The organism is Corallococcus sicarius (assembly GCF_003611735.1).
Taxonomy (GTDB): domain Bacteria; phylum Myxococcota; class Myxococcia; order Myxococcales; family Myxococcaceae; genus Corallococcus; species Corallococcus sicarius.
In genome coordinates this window covers 16,658-34,119 of record NZ_RAWG01000008.1, presented here as the reverse complement: position 1 = coordinate 34,119, position 17,462 = coordinate 16,658, and the positions used below count along the sequence as shown (strand labels likewise).

The following is a 17,462-nucleotide window of genomic DNA, read 5'->3' as shown; positions in this document are numbered from 1 at the left end:
GATTCCGACGACCGGGAGTGACACATGAAGACCATGATGCGGGGACTGTTGCTGGCGACCTGTCTGCTGGGGGCCGTAGGCTGTGGCGTGGAGACCCCTGACGAGGCCACTCCGCAGACGGAGGATGCGCAGGAGGTGTCCGCCCAGGCCGGGTGCATCCCCGGCCAGACGCGGACCCTCAAGGTCGGCTGCTGCACGCCCACCCTGGAGCGCCGGCAGAACCAGATCTGCACCAACTCCGCGGGCTCCTGGAGCAACTCGGGCAGCAGCTACTGTGGTGGCTCGACCCTGAACTGCTACGGCGGGTGAAGTTCAGCGGGTTTTTGTGGCCTGGCTCACATTGCGGCTTTTACCTCTTTAGGGAGGGTTTGGCTTCGTTCTAGGGTTGTCGGGCGTGGATGCTGTCCCTCCACGCTTCGGCGCCCCCTCAGGCGTTTTGATTTTTCTGAGGGAGAAAGAACAACCATGAAGAAGCTTCTCCTGGGGCTCATGCTGGTCGCGGTTCCCCTCATCGGATGTGGTGGGGGGGCGGAGGACGTCTCGGCGGACAACGTGCAGACGGTGACGACCGAGGACGGTCAGAGCATCAACCTGGACTACGGTCCCATGAGCTCGGAAGAGCCGCTGGCGTCGATGCAGGATTCGAGCGGCGACGTCTCCGCGATGGGGGCCGGATGCTGGGTGACGCTCCTGTATTGTCGGGACCCGCGCTACAACGGGTGGGCGACCTGTCAGCAGAACGGTCAGTGCTCCCTCCAGCAGTTCAAGGACAACTGCATCGCGCTCTACAACAAGACCTGCTAGGGCTTTCGCAGCCAGGGTCTGATCATGAGAAGCCCGGCGCCCGCGAGGGATGGCCGGGCTTTTTCCGTCTCCTCGTCAACCTGCGCGACGTAGGAGACCCTGGCGGCGCGCCGCGTTGTCGGTTAGAGCCAGACTTCTTCCCCCAGGAGCCCCCATGCCCGTCAAGCGTCCCACGGTGTCGCTGTCGCCTTCGCTCCCCCGGTCCCCCTCTGCCTCGACGCCGCGCACCTCCACGCCGAAGGCCGCGGACGCGAGCCGGCCGCGCGCGCCAGGCCAGAGCCCCTTCGTCGCGAAGGATGAGCTCGCGGACCTGACGAAGCAGTACACGACCGCGCTGCGCAACTCCCGCCCGGACCAGACCGGGACGCCCAAGGACTTCAAGGCCTTTCTCAAGGAGAAGGGACTGCGCCTCGACGCGAAGGACGAGGGCCAGGTGAAGATGCTGCTGGCCAGCCAGAACCGTCCTGCCCAGTACCTGCAGGACGTCAAGGGGCGGCGGCAGGACGCCATCGAGGCCCGGCGCAAGCCCGTCATCGACGCCACGGCGGCGCAGACCTCGCCGCCCGCGCAGATCGCCAACCCGAATGCCATCAAGGAGATCTCCGACGCGGAGATCGCGCAGCTTCCCAACCGCGCCCTGCAGGACTTCGCGCGGCTGGGTTATGGCAATGCCGCCCAGTTCCTGGCGAAGAGCCCCACGGCCGTGAGCCGCCTGGATGAGACGTCGAAGGCAGGCGTCCGCGTCGCCGAGGGCTTCAGCAGCGGCCGCTCGATGACCTCGCGCCCCCTGGGCTCCAGCCAGGTGACGGTGTACATGAACCCCACGCTCAAGAGCGGGACCCACCAGGAGGCGGCGGGCACCTTCCTGTTCGAGATGAACAACGCGCACCGCTGGGACCGCTTCGAGGCGTTGAACACCGACGCGAAGAAGAAGGTCGGCACCGCGCCTGAGTTCGCCCAGAAGAAGATGGAGGTGGAGGTCGAAGGCATGCTCCACACCGGCAAGGCCGGCAGGGAGCTGGTGATGGGCAATCACGCGGGGCTGGCGGACCTGAAGGGCTGGTACGTGCCCGACTACCTTGACTACAACAAGAAGACAGGCGAACTCCCCAAGGATCTCAGCCCGGCGGACAAGAAGACCGCCCTGGGCAATCTCCGGTCGGACATCGCGCGGGAGCGGCTGGACGTGCGGCATGGCAACACCTCGCATCGCGAGGTGTACGAGAACCAGTTCAAGACCGCACGCTGAAGGCCACCCAGACGATCTACGGGGTGACCACCTTCGCCGCGTCACGGCGGAAGTAGACCTTGGCGTTTCCGCGTTCGGCGACCAGGGCGTACACCACGCCCCTGGCATTGCGCAGGAATTCGAACCGGAGCTGGGTGATCTCCACCGGGCCGAGGAAGCGCGTCGGGGACAGCGGCTGCAGCTTCCTCGGCGGTTGCTGGGTCTCGGTGACGGTCAGGGTGCCCTCGGTGATGCCCACTTCGAGCGTGTCGGACTCGAAGTGGCCGGCCAGGTTGCCGGTGAGGTCGTTCGGCACGCGCGCATCCAGGCGGTAGGTGCCGGTGTAGTTGGCAAGCACGGCTGGGGCCAGCTCCACCGTGCGCGCCACCGGATTGATGCCGCGCCCCAGTGCATCCGACAGCGCGTTGCGGATCTCCACCATCAGCCTGGAGCCCCCGGGGCTGTTGGTGAGGATGACCATGCCGTCGCCCGTTTCCAGGTAGCCCTCGATCCAGGCGCGGTAGCTGTCGTTGGAGCCGCCGTGGTGGAAGATGCGCGTCTGGCCTTCGCCTTCCAGGCGCGGCCCGAGGCCGTGAAGGCTCGGGGAGACCTCTGTCATCATCTGCAGGGCGATGGGCTGCGGCAGGAAGTCGCTCTTGCCCCGGTAGCTGTTGATCAAGGTGCCGACGAAGGCGCCCAGCTCGTTGGCGCTGGTCCACAGGCCCGACGCCGCCTGCTCCGGGAAGGTCTCCCAGCCGCGCGGCAAGGCAGCGCGCTGGCCGTCCTTGTCGTGAGCCTTGGCGATGTTGCCCAGGCTGGCCGGCAGCGGATTGACGAAGGTGCTGCGGCGCATGCCGACACGCTGGAAGACCTCGCCGCGGGCGATGGTTTCAAGCGGCTGGCGCGTGGTGTTCTCCAGCACCAACTGCTCGACGGTGACGCCGCCGCCGGAGTAGCGCATGCGCGTGCCCGGCTCGAAGTCGATGCGGACGGGCTCGTTCTTGGCCGGAGCCACGCCGTCGAGGGTCTGCACGAGGGTGGGCAGCTTCTCGTCCGGCAGGTAATCCTCGAAGCCCCACACCGTCAGGCCCGAGGTGTGTGACATCAGCATCCGCAGGGAGACCTTGTCGTTGGCGAAGGTCGGGGCCTTGGGAATCCGCCACGAGGTCAGGTAGGTGTTGACGTCGCGATCCAGGTCCAGCTTGCCCGCGGCCACCTTGCGCAGCGTCGTGGCGGCCGTCACCACCTTGCTGACCGAGCCGACGGAGAACAGGGTGTCCGCGTTCACGGCGTCCTGCGTGCCCGCTTCGCGCACGCCGAAGCCCACGGCCTGGACGACCTTGCCGTCCCTCAGCACGGCAATGGCCACGCCCGGCACGTGGTGGAAGGCCATGCGCTCCTGCAGCGACCAGCCCGGCAGCGGTTCCCCTGACTTGAGGGTGGAAGGACGCAGGCCGTGCTCCAGGGCGGCGAGCACGTTGGGGGGCTGGCCATTCCTGGGGGACGGGCCGGTCGCCTTGGGTTCGGCAGCGAAGACGTGGCCTGCGAACAGCGCGGTCGCGAGCAGGACGGTGGCGTGTTTCCGGGAGCGGCTCAGGAGCTGCGTGGGGGTCACGTCCATGCCTTCTTCCATTGGTGTGATAGAGCGCTCATGTATGCGAGTCGCTGTATGCGGTACTCATCGCGCGGGGAAGTCCACCCTCATCGACGAGTTGTCCGACCTCCTCCCAGCCTATGTGACGGTGGATGAGCCGTACCACCAGTTGGAAGAAGAGGGGTACGCGTTCGCTGAGACCCCGTCGGTCGAGGATTTCGAAGCGCAGCTCGCGCGGTCCATCGCCGACCTGGACGGGGGCCCTGGCGACGTGTTGTTCGACCGATGTCCGGTGGACTTCCTCGGCTACCTGTTGGCCCACGAGGATCGCGACGCGTTCGACCTGGATGCGTGGCTTCCGCGCGTCCGCGGCGCGCTCCGGAAGCTCGATCTGATCGTCCTGGTCGGGATCGAGCGGCCGGACCGGATTGCGCTCTCCGCCTCGGACGACGGGGCGCTGCGCCTGGCTGTCGATGAGAAGCTGAAGGAGCTCCTCCTCGATGATTCCTACGCCTTCGGTGTGGAGGTGCTCGAGGTCGAAGGTGCGACCCGCGCGCGTGCGAAGCAGGTTCTCGAGCACCTTCCTGAGGCGTCCCGGTAACTCTCACGCAGGCAGGGGAATCACCACGAGCTCGCTCCGGCAGGTCACATAGATGGCGCCGTCGTGCAGGAGCAGGCCTTCAATGTCGGCGTGACCGACGTCGTGGACGGCGAGGCACTCCGGCGAGTGGAGTGACCAGACGCGGACGGTGCCGTCGGAGCTGCCGGTGCACAGCAGCCCGCGCGACGGCTCGACCGCGACCGCACAGACCCAGTGCGCGTGGCCATGCCACTCCCGCACGACGCGGCCGGTGTCGCGGTGAAACATCCTGGCGACGAAGTCCCAGCTCCCGCAGAGCAGGTGTTCCCCGTCGGGATGCCAGGCCAGCGCCTGGATGTGGTTGCGCGCGCCGTTCCATGTGCTGCCCACCTGCCGCTTGCGCTCGTCCGAGAGCGGCTCGTGTCGCGCTGACGCCATCGGCAGGTGGAAGCTGGCGCGGACGTCGAGCGTGGGGCCGTCGAGCACGATGACGGAGCCCTGGCCTCCGCCAACGGCGACGAGCCCGCCCGCCTGGAACTCGGAGAGCGCATAGAGCGGCAAGGTATCGAGCGTGCGGAGCTGCTCACCCGTCCACGCGTCCCACAGCTTCGCGGTGCTGTCGCTGCTGATGGAGAGGATGCGCTCATCGTTGACGAACGCGGCGGTCTGCACCGGCTCACCGTGCCCGCGGAAGGTCTGGACGCAGCGCCAGTCGGTCGAGTCCCAGAGGGCGAACTCACGAATCTTGTGGGCTTCGAGCACACGCCCGAGCACCGGTTCGGACGCCAGACGGAACGTCGGCTCGCCGTCGCGGCAGATGGCGGTGCTCTTGAGCACCTGCGAGCACTCTCCGGTCGCAAGGTCCCAGAGGAAGATGCGACCACGTCCGTTGGCGGCGACGTGGCGCCCGTCGGGCCACAGCATCGGAGGGCCCAGCGGATCTCCGACAGGGTCGTCCGGGTCGAGCTTCTGGCGATAACGCACGGACGTCATGGGCAGGAGATTTTCGCGGAACTTCCGCCCGATGGCCACGGGGTTGTCGTTGCCGCTTCAATGCGCCTGGCCGCCGTCGAGCCTCGCTGCACGGAATCGCCCATCTCCTCTTGTTGCTCCTTCCTCCTGAACCACCCCAGGATGCCCCATGTCCCATCTCCATCGTCGTCGCGGGTCCGCCGCGGCCCTGTCGCTGGCGGGGTTGTTGATGCTCGCCGGCTGTGAGCCGGAGGCCCGCGAACCCGCCTCGGTCCCTCGTGAATCCCTTGCCGCCTCTGCGGCTCCGCTGGCCCTCGGGCTCGGCGGGGATACCTCCTGCGTCTGGGGAAGCCCGGACTGCAATCTGTGCAGCCCCGACGTGCCGCGTCGCTTCCAGGAGCTGCGGGATCACGGCGAAGCGCTGGGCTTCCATCCCGGACCGTTCAACCTCAACGTGGCCTATCCGGGCAGCAACCATTGGCAAGGCATCCAGCGACTGTCGGCACTCTCGGGCCGTCTCCTCGTCCTGTCGAAGCGGGATGACGCTCCCGGGGGGAACGTGGGGCACCTGGTGCACATGGCCACCCGCAACGGGGAGGGGAGGCGCTTTCGTTCCAACCGGCTGTCCTTCTCCATCAAGCAGCCCGAGGACACCGCGCCGCCGGGTGGGGACACCGCGGTGGCGGCGCTGCCGGTGCTCGACGGCTACCGCCACGGCGGCGGCATGCAGGCGGCGGGCAACATCCTGGCGCTTCCCATGGAGGAGGGGCCCGGCCTGGGGCGCATCGCGCTCTATGATTACAATCAATCCCTGGCGCCAGCGCCGTTCGCCTCTGTCCAGGGGGACACGGCGAGCGCGGGCACGGCCTCGCTCACGAAGCTGTCGGATGGGCATTTCCTGCTCCTGCTCGGGCAGGTGGACGCGAGCACGCTCGAGGTCTTCCGCTCCACGCAGACGGACATCCGCTCCGCGGCCAACCAGTGGCAGCGCGTGGACACGTGGCAGAAGTCGGAGCTGCCGGATGGGCAGTGGGGCGCCTTCCAGAACCTCAACTTCGTGACGGACTGCAATGACTCACAACTCTACCTGGTGGGCACGCGGCTGGGAGGCCTGCGCTGGGGCGCGGTGAGCGACGACTACGCCCACCTGTACCGGGTGCACCTGGACGGCCACCTGCGACTGGAGCACGTCGCCTCCAAGCACCTGTATTGCAGCAACGAGGGTTCGCGGCAGTGCAACCTGGACGCCGCCGCGGGCCTCTTCGTGGGCCCCGACCGCGGCCTCATCCTCTACGGCACCGAGCACGCGGATGACGGCCCCGGTTCCACGGTGAAGATGGTGGAGTTCCGCAGCATCTGGGCGGACACCTCCTGCCGCGCGGACCTCCAGCGCGCCTATGTCGACTTCTACGACGACTCCAACTTCAGCGACCGTGGTGTCATCCTTGATTACGAGGACCAGGGGCTGAAGAACTGGGCGCGCTTCGACGACGTCGACGGGTTCAACGACAAGGCCTCCGCGGTCCGCTGGTGCATTCCCCCGGGCTCTCGGGTGCGGCTCTACAACGACTCGAACTACAGGGGCAGCTTCAAGGACCTCGTGGGCGACGGCACGCTCCACGAGGTCAACCTGAACAGCAGCGGCTGGAGCTTCGGCGACAAGGTGTCCTCCGCGCGCTGGCTGGACTGGTGATCAGAAGCTGAAGCCCACGCGCAGGATGTCCATGTTGATGTCCACGATGCGCCCGTTCCTGGGCGCGTCGCCCCACGGCAGGCTGGACTGGCCGCCGAGGTCCAGCTCCTCGCGCTGCTGGTTCCAGCTGTAGCCCACGGCCGCGCCGAACACCGCGGCGAGATAGAAGTTCGAGCGTGCGAACGTCTTCCGGTAACCCAGGTCGAGGCCCAGGGTGAGCTGGCCTCCCGTCGTGCTGCGATGGGCGGGCTCGCCCTCGTCGGCGGCGGGCCGGTCCTTCTCGTTGCTCACCATGCCGCTCAGCTTGGGCTGAAGGAAGAAGCCGTCGCCCCGTGCGCGAGGCCACGGCGTCCAGGCCACGCCCGTGGAGAGCGTGAGCGCCCGGACCGTGCCGCAGTTGCCGACGTCATCCGTGCAGCGGCGGCGCGAGTACCGGGGCGTGACTTCAAGGACCAGGTCGGTCCGGTCCGACAGCTGGAGGTTCGTGCCGAGGGGAAGTGCCAGGTGGAGCGTGCCGCCCACGAGGGGCCCCGTCAGCATGAGGGAGCCGGTCACCAGCGGTGAGATCCAGAGCGCATGCGCGGGCCGCTCTCCCACGAAGGGCCGCGGCCCCGGCGGCTCCACGGCCTGGGCCTGGGTCGCGCCGAGGAGAAGGAGCACCGGAATCAGCATCGCCTTGTTCAACGCATGCCTCCTGCCGCGGATGGGGACTCTTGCTGGAGCAAGGGGCGTTCCACCCGCGCGCACCAGGCCCGCTGAGAGGGGCTCCCCGCCGTCGCATGACAAGGCTGTCAGGGTTTCCGCGCGCGGAGGCCGGACATGGGTGTCACACGCGCCGTGTACCGAGCCTCGGCTACAGTGGGGCGCGTCGTTCAGGAGGGGGAGCCTCTTCATGGCCACTGTGAAGTCCTTGCGTTTCGTGTTCTGTGCCGGTGTCTGTCTGCTCATGCTGGAGGGCTGTGTTTCGAAGGCCTCCAACCCCCCGCCGGATGCGGGGACTGTCGCGGACGCGGGCGCACCTCCTTACCCTCCCGTCATTCCGGAGGGCCACGTCCTGCTGACGTCCTCGGAGACGCAGTCGTTCCGCTTCACCGGTGTGCCCCCGTACCGGGGGGCATTCGTCGCCCAGGCCGGACGGCACTACGACCTCTTTGGCTCGGGCCTGGAGCAATGCAGCCTCATCCTGCGGGACCCCTCGGGGGCGACGCTGGGTCGTTACACTCCGTACAGCGACCCGTCCTACCGCCCCCGCCGCCTTCACTGGTCGGGGCTTGCCGGAGGCGCCGTCTACACCGTGGAACTGGAAAGGGCAGGCTGCCCTTCGGAGATCTTCTTCGTGGACCGGGGACCGGATGATCACGGCGACCTGCTCCCGTTGGTGACTCCGGGGCCAACGCCAGGGCAGGCGCTGACGGGCGTCAGCGAGCATTCCGGCGACCTGGACCTGACCTCGTTCGACACCGTGGCGGGCCACATCTATTCGCTCGGCTGCACCTTCGCGCCTCCACCGCCCTCCTTCCCGCCGACCTGGGACCTGTACTTCCAATCCCCCACGGGGGTGCCCTATGGCGGCACGAGCCTCGTCTCGGTGGCGGAGTCCGGTGACTACTACACGGCCTTTGAATCCCCAGGAGGCGTGGCGGTGGTCTCCATCAGCAACAGCCGGCTTGAGCCATCACCCGTCCCGTACAGCTGCACGCTGAGGGACATGGGCACGGATGATCACGGAGACACCGCGCCGGCCGCGACCGTCCTTGCCGCGGACACGGCCTCCGTCCAGGGGAAGCTGGAAACAGATTCGGACAGTGACGTCTTCTCCCTGTCCGTCCATCCCCAGCACCTCTATCGGGTGTCGTGCGACATCGGGAGCCTGCATGCGTGCAATGTCACCGGCGCCGCGTCGGAGGACGCGTCCACCGCGCGCACCGTGTACACCGGCTTCAAGGCCTCCCAGTCCCTGCACTTCCTGCATGTGTACGGCGACCGTGGCGGGGCGAAAGGATGGCTGGAGGCCCGCTACACCCTCGAGTTCGAGGACCTGGGCGAGGACGACCACGGCGACTCACCGGCGACGGCGACGCTGCTCACGGGGACGACGCAGGAAGTCCAGGGCCGCCTGTCCATCACCGAGGAAGAGGACTTCTTCTCGTTCCCGGCCATCGAGGGACGGCGCTACCGCGTCAGCCCGGCGTGGAGGGAGGTGGCCGCGCAGGAGCGGCTGTTCATGTCCATCAAGGACGCCCAGGGCAGGGAACCTCCGTCCACCTACGAACGCGCCGGGGCCCAGTGGATCCACACCTTCACCGCGCCGACGACCGGGGCCTACTTCATCAGCCTGGCCGCATCCGCCGGGACCCGGGGCGACTACACCCTCCAGATTGAAGACCTGGGACCATGATTACGGCAGGGGGCCTGGGCCCATGGGCCCATGCGCTGAGTCCTGGCATCACGACACAGTTACCTGGGGGGCTCCCGAGGGCCAGGTGCCAGCACGCGCAACGGGGCGTCCCGGCCCAGGACCACGAAGGGAGCCCAATAGTGCGGATGGGGCTTCGAGGCCCGTAGCCAGAGCATGGCTTCACGCAGGGCGGAGGCTCGGCCTTGTCCCGTCAGCAAGTTGCGGTAGTAGGCCTCCATCAACTGCGAAGTGGTGTCGTCCTTCACCTTCCACAGGCTCATCACCACCGTCTCTGCGCCCGCCACGATGAAGGCGCGGCGCAGCCCATAGACGCCTTGGCCGAGCTTGACGTCTCCGCGCCCGGTGTCGCAGGCGGAGAGGACGACCAACTGGGTGCCCCACAAGTCGAGGCCGGCCAACTCCAGCGCCGTCACCACCGCCGTGTTGGGTGGGGGCCGGGTGGGGCTGGAGGTGGAGGAGGTCAGCGCGCCCGCCCCCGAGAAGAGCAGCCCGGAGCGCAGCAGGGGATCCGGTGGGCGCGATTCGCGAGGGTTCTCGCCCAGGGCCCCGAAGTGACCGACGGCTCGGGAGTGGGGAGAAGCGGGAGTGTCATCCAGGAAGAACCCGTGGGTGGCCAGATGGAGGATGCCTGGGGCGGGCAGGGACAGCAGCCGCTCCTTGGTGGCAGCGGGGCCGAGGAAGAGCTGGGCATCGGGGAGCAGGCGTTGGATGGCTTTGGCCTCCTCGCGCGTGCCGGGCAGTGGGACCGTGGCCCAGGCCCGGTGCGTCTGGCGCTCGCCCAGCGAGGCGAAGAAGCGCCCGACGGAGGAGGAGCGCTCGGCTGACGCTTCCGCGATGGGGGAAGCAGGGGGTTGAAGCGCCGCGCTGAAGTCCGGGTCCGCGAGGACGACGGCGGAGGCCTCGGGTGCCGTCTGCTCGGGACGGGGCAGCAGGTCCTTTCCGGAGGTGACGTAGGTGAAGTCGAAGCTGTCGACAAGGAATTGGTGGGAGTCGTGGAGTGCCGCGAAGGGCACCAGGGCCAGTTGGCCATCCGGGGAGAGGAAGAGGTGGCGCCTTCCTCCCAGCAGTGGAAGCAGGGGCTGGAAGACAAGCGCGTAGAGCGCCTGTGCCTGGGTTTGGAGGGAGGCGTCTCGGTTGGCCAGGGCGTCGCGCAGGTGTGAGGCGGCGGAGTCGATAGGCTCGGCGAGGCCAAGGTCGAGGACCCGGGTGGTGGCGTCCGGGAAGAGCACCAGCGCCAGGTAGCGCAGCTGTGCCTTGGGGGTGCCGGGTCTGGGCAGCAGGGGGCGGTCCTCATAGGTGATGAACTCGACGAGGGCGCCATCCTGGGGAAGAGCCTGCGCGACATGCGCGACGATGTCCGCGAGCGCTGGCAGCGCGGCCAGCGTGCGAAGGGGCGCGGAGCGCCTGGCAAGGTCGGCTTCGAGGGCATCTCCCTGCTCGACGAGCGCTTGAAGCTGTTGCTGGTAGGTTGCCGGTGGGCGCGAGCCAGGGCCTTCATGAGAGAGCTGGGCCAGTTGGGTGCGCAGCGAGCGCAAGCGCTCGAAGGTGTCGTGCTCCTGTTGGCCCAGGCTTCGGTAGACAGCGCGGGAGATGTCGGCGGTCTCTTCGACGGAGCGGCCCTTGAGGAGCAGGGCCGCCCCCAGGGCCAGGCGTCTGACGCTGGCGTTGTCGGGGTGGGCGCGCAGCAGCGCGTAGAGGCGCTCCTCATCGGTGCGGAGAAACTGGAGGAAGCGGGCCAGGCGCGACTCGGAGAAGTCGAGTGCCTCCTGGCGCAGGCGCCGCTCGGATACGGAGAAGGCGCGCGTGAACAGCGGAATGGCCGCACCGAGGCGACGCTGGCCCAGCTTCAGCAAAGCGAGTCCGTTGAGCTCCCGGGCAACGTGGGGGTGGTTCTTGCCGAGCGCCGCTTCCAGCATGGGCAGCGCGCGTTGGTAGAGCGGCTCGGCCCGGCTGTATCGGCCCTGCTGGACGTAGAGATTGGCGAGGCCGCTGAGCGACTGGGCGGCCTCGGGATGGTTCTTGCCGTGGGCCGCTTCCAGGAGGGGCAGCGCGCGTCGGTAGAGCGGCTCGGCCCGGCCGTATCGGCCCTGCTTGACGTAGAGGTCGGCGAGGCCGTTGAGCGATTGGGCGACGTCGGGATGCTTCTTGCCGAGGGCCTCTTCGCGAAGGGCAAGCGCACGCTGATAGAGCGGCTCAGCGCGGTCGTACAACCCCTGCTCCGAGTAGAGGAGGGCGAGGTTGTGGAGCGGGATGGCGATGCTGGGATGGTTCCTGCCGAGGGCCTCTTCCTTGATGGCGAGGGCGCGCTGGTAGAGCGGCTCGGCCTGACCGTACAACCCCTGCTCATGGTAGATGTTGGCGAGGTTGGAGAGTGTGCTGGCGATGTCGAGATGATGGGTGCCGAAGTCCTCTTCCCGGATGGCGAGCGCGCGCAGATGGAGTGCCTCGGCCCGGCCGTACAACCCCTGCTCCGAGTAGAGGATGGCGAGGTTGCTGAGCGAGGTGGCGACGGAGGGATGATTCCTGCCGAGGGCCTCTTCCCGAACGGCGAGGGCGCGCTGGTAGAGCGGCTCGGCCCGGCCGTACAGCCCCTGTTGGTCGTAGAGGACGGCGAGGTTGTTGAGCGAGGCGGCGACGAGGGGATGGCTCCTGCCGAGGGCCTCTTCCCGAATGGCGAGCGCGCGCTGATGGAGCGGCTCGGCCTGGCCGAACAACCCCTGCTCCAGGTAGAGGTTGGCGAGGTTGTTGAGCGATTGGGCGACGTCGGGATGCTTCTTGCCGAGGGCCTCTTCGCGAATGGCGAGCACGCGCTGAAGCAGGGGCTCGGCCCGGTCCAACTCCCCTTGACGTCGGTGTGACGCACCGAGCAGGTCCAGACAGTTGGCGACTTCTGGATGCGAGCCCCCGAGCACCGCCTCCAGCAGCGCGAGGGCATGTCCACCCTGCGCCACGGTCTTGGCGTACTTGCCTTCCTTGTCGGACTTCATCGCCTCGGCATATGCCGCCCGGGCCTCCTGCAACCGCACATCCGGCTTCTCCTCTCCGGCCGGGGATCCCGCCGCCCAGAACAAGCACACCACCACGACCCACCCGGGAATCCGCCGCATGTCTTTCTCCCCTTTGGGTCCAAAGAGTGCCATTCCCGAGGGCCGGTTAGAAGTGCGCGAAGAGGTGTCGCCACCCCCTGGGATGCATCCGCCAACGGGTCGCGCGCGGATTCCCTGCAGCACCTGCTGTACCGCACCGGATTGATGAGACACTAGGTGGGTCGTCATCAGGCCGCTTGCTTCTGCATCAGTTCCCGCCGGGCCTGACTCGGCGAGAGGAAGTGGTGACGCTCCAGCAATCAGTGCTCGTTGTCCCGGCTCGTCATCCACCCGGTGGCGCCGGGAAGCTGGCTCCGGCTGTTCCCGGTGTGCGAGAAGCCGATGAACCTGCGCCTGGTCAGCACCCCGCGGTTCGAGAAGGGCACCGTCGCGCACGTCTACCAGCCCGAGTGATTCAGGTCGCGCGCTTCAGCGCGTCCAGGTCCGCGCCACGGATGGCGTCGAGGTTGCGGGTGAGCTTCTCGGCGTCCCAGTCCCACCAGCGGATCGCGAGGAGCTCGTCGTCATGGTGCATCGGGAACAATCGTTTTCAACGACAGGGATGCTGTCGGGCTATGGCGCGGCGGTATTCGAGGTGGCGGGGCGTGGGAGGGCGAAAACGGGCGTATAACAAACGCCCTTGTAGACAAAGGAGTCCGGGTCGCAGTCCTTCGGATCGACCGGTGACTTCATCCAGCATCCGCCATGGATGGCGACCTGGGCCTTGCCGGGGCAGCGGCCGTTGGCATCAGGCCGTCGCTGCCCCGGAAAGGGCTTCGGTGGCATGTCCACCCCAAGGGTCGACCACGCGGACGGTTCCCGGGTGGGCGCCACCGGGGTTGTCATCACCGAGTCCCCGACGGCCACGGTGCCGCCATCCTCCGCACCCATGCGCAGGGAAGTCGGCTCCTTCGCGGAAGCCGCTCCGGGATGCACGCGCAGCATCCCCCCGGCGCCAAGCATGAGCGCGCCTCCCACGCTGCCTGCCACGAGCCATGGGCGCCAGCGAGGCCTGGTGCCTCGAGGCAAGACAGGTGGGGAGTCGGCCCATGTCCTCAAGGGGTGAGACACCTCCGCGATGAAGAGCGGCGCATCCGCCTCCGGCCCCGCCTTCCTCGCGGTCTGCTCCAGCGCCTCCGCCAGTTCGCGGGCACCGCCGCGCGCCTCGGGGCGCACGGAAAGCATCCGAGACACGAGCCCGCTCAGCTCCGGGCAGCAGCGGACGTTGAGCGCTCGCGGAGGCGGAGGGCCCGCGCCCTCCAGACTCCAGACAGGGCACTCCGGGTCCTTCGGTGCCGCCGCCGGAGGGTACTCGCCGGTCACCAGCCTGTACGCGGTCACCCCCAGCGCGAAGACATCATCCGCCGTCCCAGGGGCATAGGGCACGGCCGATTCGAGGAGGGGGAAGCGCACGGAGCGCCACGCCTCGGGCGAGCGGTAGGGCGGGGTCCCGGGAGGAAAGGGCGGTGACGTCAGCGGAGCGGCGCCCACGAAGTGCCCGGAGCCGAAGTCGGTGAGGAAGGCCCGTCCCTCCGCGGCGCTCACGAGGACGTTGTCGCCCTTCACGTCCCGGTGGATGCCGCCCACGGCATGCGTGGCCTCCAGGGCCCGAGCGAGCTCGGCGAGGACGTGGAGCACCTGCCGGGAGGAGGGGCGCTGCCTCCGCGCCCACGCATACAGCGACACGCCCTCCACGTACTCCATGGCGAGGAAGGGGTGGGGCGGGCCCCCTGGCGGCAGCCAGCGTCCATGGTCCAGCAGGCGCGGGACGTGGGGGTGACGGAGGCGGGAGAGCAGCTCCACCTCGCGCGCGAAGCGCTCGTCGCCCGGGTACAGGGCCAGCTTGAGCGCCACAGGTCCGGGGTGCCCCTCGGCGAAGGCGCGGTAGACGGCGCCGTAGGCTCCCTCTCCCCGCCGCTCCATGACTCGCCAGTGCCCCACTTTCGTGCCCGGGGGGAGGCGTGCTGGATTCAGGTGAGCAGACGCCATGCCGTGTCTCGCGAGGGGGGAAGGGGCAGCCCGGCGAGCCTACTGACGGCATGGGCATGTGTCAGCGCCATCTTCCGGGCAGGCAGGGGGCCCGGCGCGTCATGGAGCGGGCTTGGGGATGGCTTTAGGAAACACAGCAGCCCGCCCCGAAAGCCCGGGGTGAGCCGCCGCATCTACAGAACGAGAGGTGTTCCCTCGGCGCCTTTGCGGCTACCCGCAGACGCCGTCGCGGGTCGAGCAGTAGCCGACGCAGGACGAGGGATAGACGCCAAGGATCTCGGTGCCGTCGCAGCAGTAGCACATGATCCAGGCAGCGCTCTTCTCATCAGCCGCCTCGCTGGGACCGCACGTCGCCTCGCACTCGGCGGCGGAACCGGTACACGTGGTGCCGTTGGCGCACGCAACGCCCATCTCTCCGTCGGACGTGCCGCCACAACCCGCCAACAGTCCCGCTGCCATCAGCCCCGCGATGATTGCCATTCGCATGTGTGTATCTCCCAGGTGAGTGCTGCCCGGCCACCATATGCCAGGGTGTCTCCCGCCAGGAGAGAAGTGGTCCCGGGTCACGAGCACCTCATGCACTGACGGTTGCAGCTCACCCGTGTGCCGTGAGGCTCAGGCGCCGTCCTCGTCCCCGGCGGCGAGCCCGTACTTTGCGCAGCTTGTCGTGCAGGGTGGCGCGGCTGATGTCGAGCCGCCGCGTCGCCTCGCTCCGGTTGCCCTTCGCGCCCTCCAGGGCCGCAACGATGAGGTCTCGCTCGTAGGTGCCCGGGGCCTTGCTACATCTCTTGCTACAGTCTCGCGGAAAGCTGAGTCCTTCCCGGGAGATGCTCAGTGGAGGCGGCGAGAATCGAAGCCTCGTAGGCGGATTTGGTCCCTACTCGGACCAACGCCTGTCCGCCCGGTTTTACCTCTGAAAGGGGGGCGGCTTCCTGTCCGGGCGAGTCCAGACCCGTCCATTGGATTTGGTTCTTTTTTGGTCCCTGCGGAACACCAAGCCGGGCGGAGCCCTGCGTCGGACAGGGCCCATGCGCGGTGGTGACCAACGCCCGCGCTGAGCGCCACCTCGGAGCCATGGAGCTTATCCCTAGACTTCTTCAAATTCCGTCCCTGTGGCCCCCATGTGTTCCAGGGCTTCTTTGATATCGTCCCGGACAATCAGCGCGATAGCCCAGCCCCGGGGGCGGAATATTTTGGCGTCACCTACCTGCGCCGGGTCGATCCGCATCCCTCGCACGTCCCGGTACTTCCCCAGCTTCTCGGGCCGCCCATCTTCTGGGGTCCATTTCCTGACGTGCCTTGATGCTCGTTCGTCAATGCACTGAATGAGTTGGGTCGCCACGAGAATGAAGAACGGCTCAGGGTGGCCCTCTATCTCCACGGGCAGGGTCTGCACTTCCTCGGGGGCTAGCTCCGTGAGTGCGGAAGCCACTCGGGCGTGGACCACCGGGGCCGCGAACGCCGCTTGTGAGAAGTCGAGCGCCCTGCCGGGTACATCCATGGGAAGTTTCAAGCGTCCCAGGTCTGGAAGTTGCTGGCCCCGATAGAACATCCAGGGGTCGTCCACCTCCCGGCCTTGAGCGTCCGTGGGAGTGCCGAGCACCCACCGGCCTGGAATGGTCATGTCGTCGCTCAGATCGAAATAGCGCCTTACCATGCGATCCATTGTCGTGATCCTAGGTGCCGGTGACCAGCCTGTTGAGGTCGGACCCGTGGGTGGCGATTTCCCCCGCCAAGTCACGCAATTCCGTAGTCAGCGCTTCGCGGCATTGCTGCATGGTGCGACACCCCTCCGTTGCGTCAGACAGGCGGCGGAGAATCGCCTTGTGGTACGCCTGCGGGTGAGGTCCCTTGTGGCCCTTGACGTGGACGATGTTGGCCGGATCGTCCAGCGACATGCCCGCCTTATCGAAGATCCTCTGGAACCTGGGAGACCACGGACCTTCATTGTTCGTGGACTTCCACCACTTGTTCGTGGCGATGTGGTGGTCATGGCCCTTCGCGTCTACCGGGGCGGCAGCCGCGCCCCCCATGGCCCGTGCCGTCATGGCCACCGCGTTGGGGGCCAGCGCCACGGTGACAGCCTCGCCCGTCACCGCCACCGCTCCCACTTCGCCCACGGCGGCAAGGCGGATACCCGCGCGGCCCCCGGCCAGCGCTGCCGCCTGGGCGGAACCAGGCAGCGTCGGCACCTTCGAGGCGAAGCCCGCAGCCGTGTTACCGACGGCCACCGTCGCCAGCAGCGCGAAGGCTCGCGCCGCGTTCCCGCCCATCACCTTGCCGTAGCGCTCACCCGCATCGCGGAGCTCGTCAAACGTGGTGGCCCGGTCCGCCTCTTCCACCAGCCGTTTGAAGCCCGCTATCAGCGTCCAGAAGGTGTCCACCCCGAGGTAGACAATGGCTGTCGCCGTCATCACAGCAGCCAGGCCCTTGCTCACCGGCTCGGGCACCGACCAGAGGACCAGATAGAGGGTCATGGTCCACAGCGCCGCCGAGAGCGCCGCGTGCGGGTCGGCCATGTCTTTGAAGGCATCTAGCATCTCCTCTAAAACAACACCTTGAGCCATGGCCATGGCCAGCGCATAGCGCCCGTCTCCGGTGACGGTGGGACTCTCCGCCAGCAAACGCAGACAGTCGCCCTTGCGCCCGGTGCGCTCGCACCAACGCAGATATGCCCGCGTCAGCTCCACCTCCGCTGGCGGCATGTCGGAGGCCAGTGCCGCCCCCTCCAGTGGCGTCATCTGCCGGGTGCGCGGATCGAAGAGGTACGTGCCGCCTCGGGCGTCCACTCCCATCAGGCGCCGCGCGGCCTGCTGGGGATTGGCCGGGAGCCTCACGCCCCGCGCCAGCCTCGCCATGGCCGCTTTGAACTCGCGCCGCTCCACCTCCACCGGCCCGGCTTCGTCGTTGTGAGGCGTGAAGACGACTGGCGGCCCCTGGCCCGTTTCCAAGCGCACCACGCGCCCTGAGGCACAGCCTGTCAACCAAACCAGCAGGAGTAGCGCGAGAGCGCGATGTACCCTCATCAAGTCCCCCAGCGGGAAAGAGCTTCATCCTCCAGGGCGAGGCAGGGCCACGGCCAGAACCCAGCGGATCG

General features: G+C 67.9%; 16 protein-coding genes. 7 read left to right on the top strand and 9 right to left on the bottom strand.

Annotated elements, in window-relative coordinates:
• Positions 1-24: 24 nt before the first annotated feature.
• From D7X12_RS02450 to D7X12_RS02440, 3 genes are all read left to right on the top strand, one after another.
• Positions 25-309 carry a hypothetical protein gene (locus D7X12_RS02450; protein ID WP_120623645.1) on the top strand — a complete coding sequence of 95 codons (285 nt, stop codon included), beginning with the start codon at positions 25-27 and terminating at the stop codon, positions 307-309.
• Positions 310-465: 156 nt separating this feature from the next.
• Positions 466-804 (top strand): hypothetical protein, encoded by a 339-nt coding sequence (locus D7X12_RS02445; protein ID WP_120623644.1) that lies wholly within the window; start codon positions 466-468, stop codon positions 802-804.
• Between the two features lie 154 nt (positions 805-958).
• Positions 959-2,053, top strand: a complete 1,095-nt coding sequence (locus tag D7X12_RS02440; protein ID WP_120623643.1) for a hypothetical protein — start codon at positions 959-961, stop codon at positions 2,051-2,053.
• Positions 2,054-2,069: 16 nt separating this feature from the next.
• Here D7X12_RS02440 and D7X12_RS02435 read toward each other — a convergent pair whose 3' ends face one another.
• Positions 2,070-3,653 (bottom strand): serine hydrolase domain-containing protein, encoded by a 1,584-nt coding sequence (locus D7X12_RS02435; protein ID WP_120623674.1) that lies wholly within the window; start codon positions 3,651-3,653, stop codon positions 2,070-2,072.
• Positions 3,654-3,687: 34 nt separating this feature from the next.
• Between D7X12_RS02435 and D7X12_RS02430 the strand changes: the two genes are divergently transcribed.
• A complete protein-coding gene (locus tag D7X12_RS02430) occupies positions 3,688-4,227 on the top strand; it encodes an AAA family ATPase (protein ID WP_120623642.1) in 540 nt (179 codons plus the stop codon).
• Between the two features lie 3 nt (positions 4,228-4,230).
• Here D7X12_RS02430 and D7X12_RS02425 read toward each other — a convergent pair whose 3' ends face one another.
• Complete coding sequence (locus tag D7X12_RS02425; protein ID WP_244224306.1) at positions 4,231-5,199, bottom strand: WD40 repeat domain-containing protein; 969 nt, start codon at positions 5,197-5,199, stop codon at positions 4,231-4,233.
• 148 nt (positions 5,200-5,347) lie between these two features.
• Here D7X12_RS02425 and D7X12_RS02420 point away from each other — a divergent pair, with 148 nt between their 5' ends.
• The gene (locus D7X12_RS02420) at positions 5,348-6,871 is read left to right on the top strand and encodes a hypothetical protein (RefSeq protein ID WP_147443490.1); all 1,524 of its coding nucleotides are present in this window, start codon (positions 5,348-5,350) and stop codon (positions 6,869-6,871) included.
• On the opposite strand, the gene D7X12_RS02415 is transcribed toward D7X12_RS02420, so the two are convergent.
• The gene (locus tag D7X12_RS02415; protein ID WP_244224305.1) at positions 6,872-7,555 is read right to left on the bottom strand and encodes a hypothetical protein; all 684 of its coding nucleotides are present in this window, start codon (positions 7,553-7,555) and stop codon (positions 6,872-6,874) included.
• Positions 7,556-7,763: 208 nt separating this feature from the next.
• On the opposite strand from D7X12_RS02415, the gene D7X12_RS02410 reads away from it, so the two are divergent.
• A complete protein-coding gene (locus D7X12_RS02410; RefSeq protein ID WP_120623640.1) occupies positions 7,764-9,269 on the top strand; it encodes a hypothetical protein in 1,506 nt (501 codons plus the stop codon).
• 59 nt (positions 9,270-9,328) lie between these two features.
• Here the strand turns inward: D7X12_RS02410 and D7X12_RS02405 are convergent, their stop codons facing one another.
• Positions 9,329-12,397, bottom strand: coding sequence for a CHAT domain-containing tetratricopeptide repeat protein (locus D7X12_RS02405; RefSeq protein WP_120623639.1), 3,069 nt, complete (start codon positions 12,395-12,397; stop codon positions 9,329-9,331).
• Between the two features lie 249 nt (positions 12,398-12,646).
• Between D7X12_RS02405 and D7X12_RS42760 the strand changes: the two genes are divergently transcribed.
• Positions 12,647-12,790 carry a dihydrofolate reductase family protein gene (locus D7X12_RS42760; RefSeq protein WP_158619928.1) on the top strand — a complete coding sequence of 48 codons (144 nt, stop codon included), beginning with the start codon at positions 12,647-12,649 and terminating at the stop codon, positions 12,788-12,790.
• A gap of 159 nt (positions 12,791-12,949) precedes the next feature.
• Here D7X12_RS42760 and D7X12_RS02395 read toward each other — a convergent pair whose 3' ends face one another.
• From D7X12_RS02395 to D7X12_RS02375, 5 genes are all read right to left on the bottom strand, one after another.
• Positions 12,950-14,299 carry a serine/threonine-protein kinase gene (locus tag D7X12_RS02395; RefSeq protein ID WP_120623638.1) on the bottom strand — a complete coding sequence of 450 codons (1,350 nt, stop codon included), beginning with the start codon at positions 14,297-14,299 and terminating at the stop codon, positions 12,950-12,952.
• A 276-nt stretch (positions 14,300-14,575) separates the two neighbouring features.
• Positions 14,576-14,851 carry a hypothetical protein gene (locus tag D7X12_RS02390; protein WP_120623637.1) on the bottom strand — a complete coding sequence of 92 codons (276 nt, stop codon included), beginning with the start codon at positions 14,849-14,851 and terminating at the stop codon, positions 14,576-14,578.
• A 109-nt stretch (positions 14,852-14,960) separates the two neighbouring features.
• The gene (locus D7X12_RS43980) at positions 14,961-15,101 is read right to left on the bottom strand and encodes a helix-turn-helix domain-containing protein (protein ID WP_244224312.1); all 141 of its coding nucleotides are present in this window, start codon (positions 15,099-15,101) and stop codon (positions 14,961-14,963) included.
• A gap of 351 nt (positions 15,102-15,452) precedes the next feature.
• Positions 15,453-16,031: an imm11 family protein gene (locus D7X12_RS02380; RefSeq protein ID WP_439329342.1), complete on the bottom strand. Its 579-nt coding sequence runs from the start codon at positions 16,029-16,031 to the stop codon at positions 15,453-15,455.
• Positions 16,032-16,041: 10 nt separating this feature from the next.
• A complete protein-coding gene (locus tag D7X12_RS02375; RefSeq protein WP_120623636.1) occupies positions 16,042-17,391 on the bottom strand; it encodes an AHH domain-containing protein in 1,350 nt (449 codons plus the stop codon).
• Positions 17,392-17,462: the final 71 nt, after the last annotated feature.

What these genes read in the sequence shown, in the direction of transcription:
- D7X12_RS02450 (WP_120623645.1), top strand. Translation starts at nt 25, where the DNA reads ATGAAGACCATGATGCGGGGACTGTTGCTGGCGACCTGTCTGCTGGGG.
- D7X12_RS02445 (WP_120623644.1), top strand. Translation starts at nt 466, where the DNA reads ATGAAGAAGCTTCTCCTGGGGCTCATGCTGGTCGCGGTTCCCCTCATC.
- D7X12_RS02440 (WP_120623643.1), top strand. Translation starts at nt 959, where the DNA reads ATGCCCGTCAAGCGTCCCACGGTGTCGCTGTCGCCTTCGCTCCCCCGG.
- D7X12_RS02435 (WP_120623674.1), bottom strand. Translation starts at nt 3,653, where the DNA reads ATGGACGTGACCCCCACGCAGCTCCTGAGCCGCTCCCGGAAACACGCC.
- D7X12_RS02430 (WP_120623642.1), top strand. Translation starts at nt 3,688, where the DNA reads ATGCGAGTCGCTGTATGCGGTACTCATCGCGCGGGGAAGTCCACCCTC.
- D7X12_RS02425 (WP_244224306.1), bottom strand. Translation starts at nt 5,199, where the DNA reads ATGACGTCCGTGCGTTATCGCCAGAAGCTCGACCCGGACGACCCTGTC.
- D7X12_RS02420 (WP_147443490.1), top strand. Translation starts at nt 5,348, where the DNA reads ATGTCCCATCTCCATCGTCGTCGCGGGTCCGCCGCGGCCCTGTCGCTG.
- D7X12_RS02410 (WP_120623640.1), top strand. Translation starts at nt 7,764, where the DNA reads ATGGCCACTGTGAAGTCCTTGCGTTTCGTGTTCTGTGCCGGTGTCTGT.
- D7X12_RS02405 (WP_120623639.1), bottom strand. Translation starts at nt 12,397, where the DNA reads ATGCGGCGGATTCCCGGGTGGGTCGTGGTGGTGTGCTTGTTCTGGGCG.
- D7X12_RS02395 (WP_120623638.1), bottom strand. Translation starts at nt 14,299, where the DNA reads ATGGAGCGGCGGGGAGAGGGAGCCTACGGCGCCGTCTACCGCGCCTTC.
- D7X12_RS02390 (WP_120623637.1), bottom strand. Translation starts at nt 14,851, where the DNA reads ATGCGAATGGCAATCATCGCGGGGCTGATGGCAGCGGGACTGTTGGCG.
- D7X12_RS02380 (WP_439329342.1), bottom strand. Translation starts at nt 16,031, where the DNA reads ATGGATCGCATGGTAAGGCGCTATTTCGATCTGAGCGACGACATGACC.
- D7X12_RS02375 (WP_120623636.1), bottom strand. Translation starts at nt 17,391, where the DNA reads ATGAGGGTACATCGCGCTCTCGCGCTACTCCTGCTGGTTTGGTTGACA.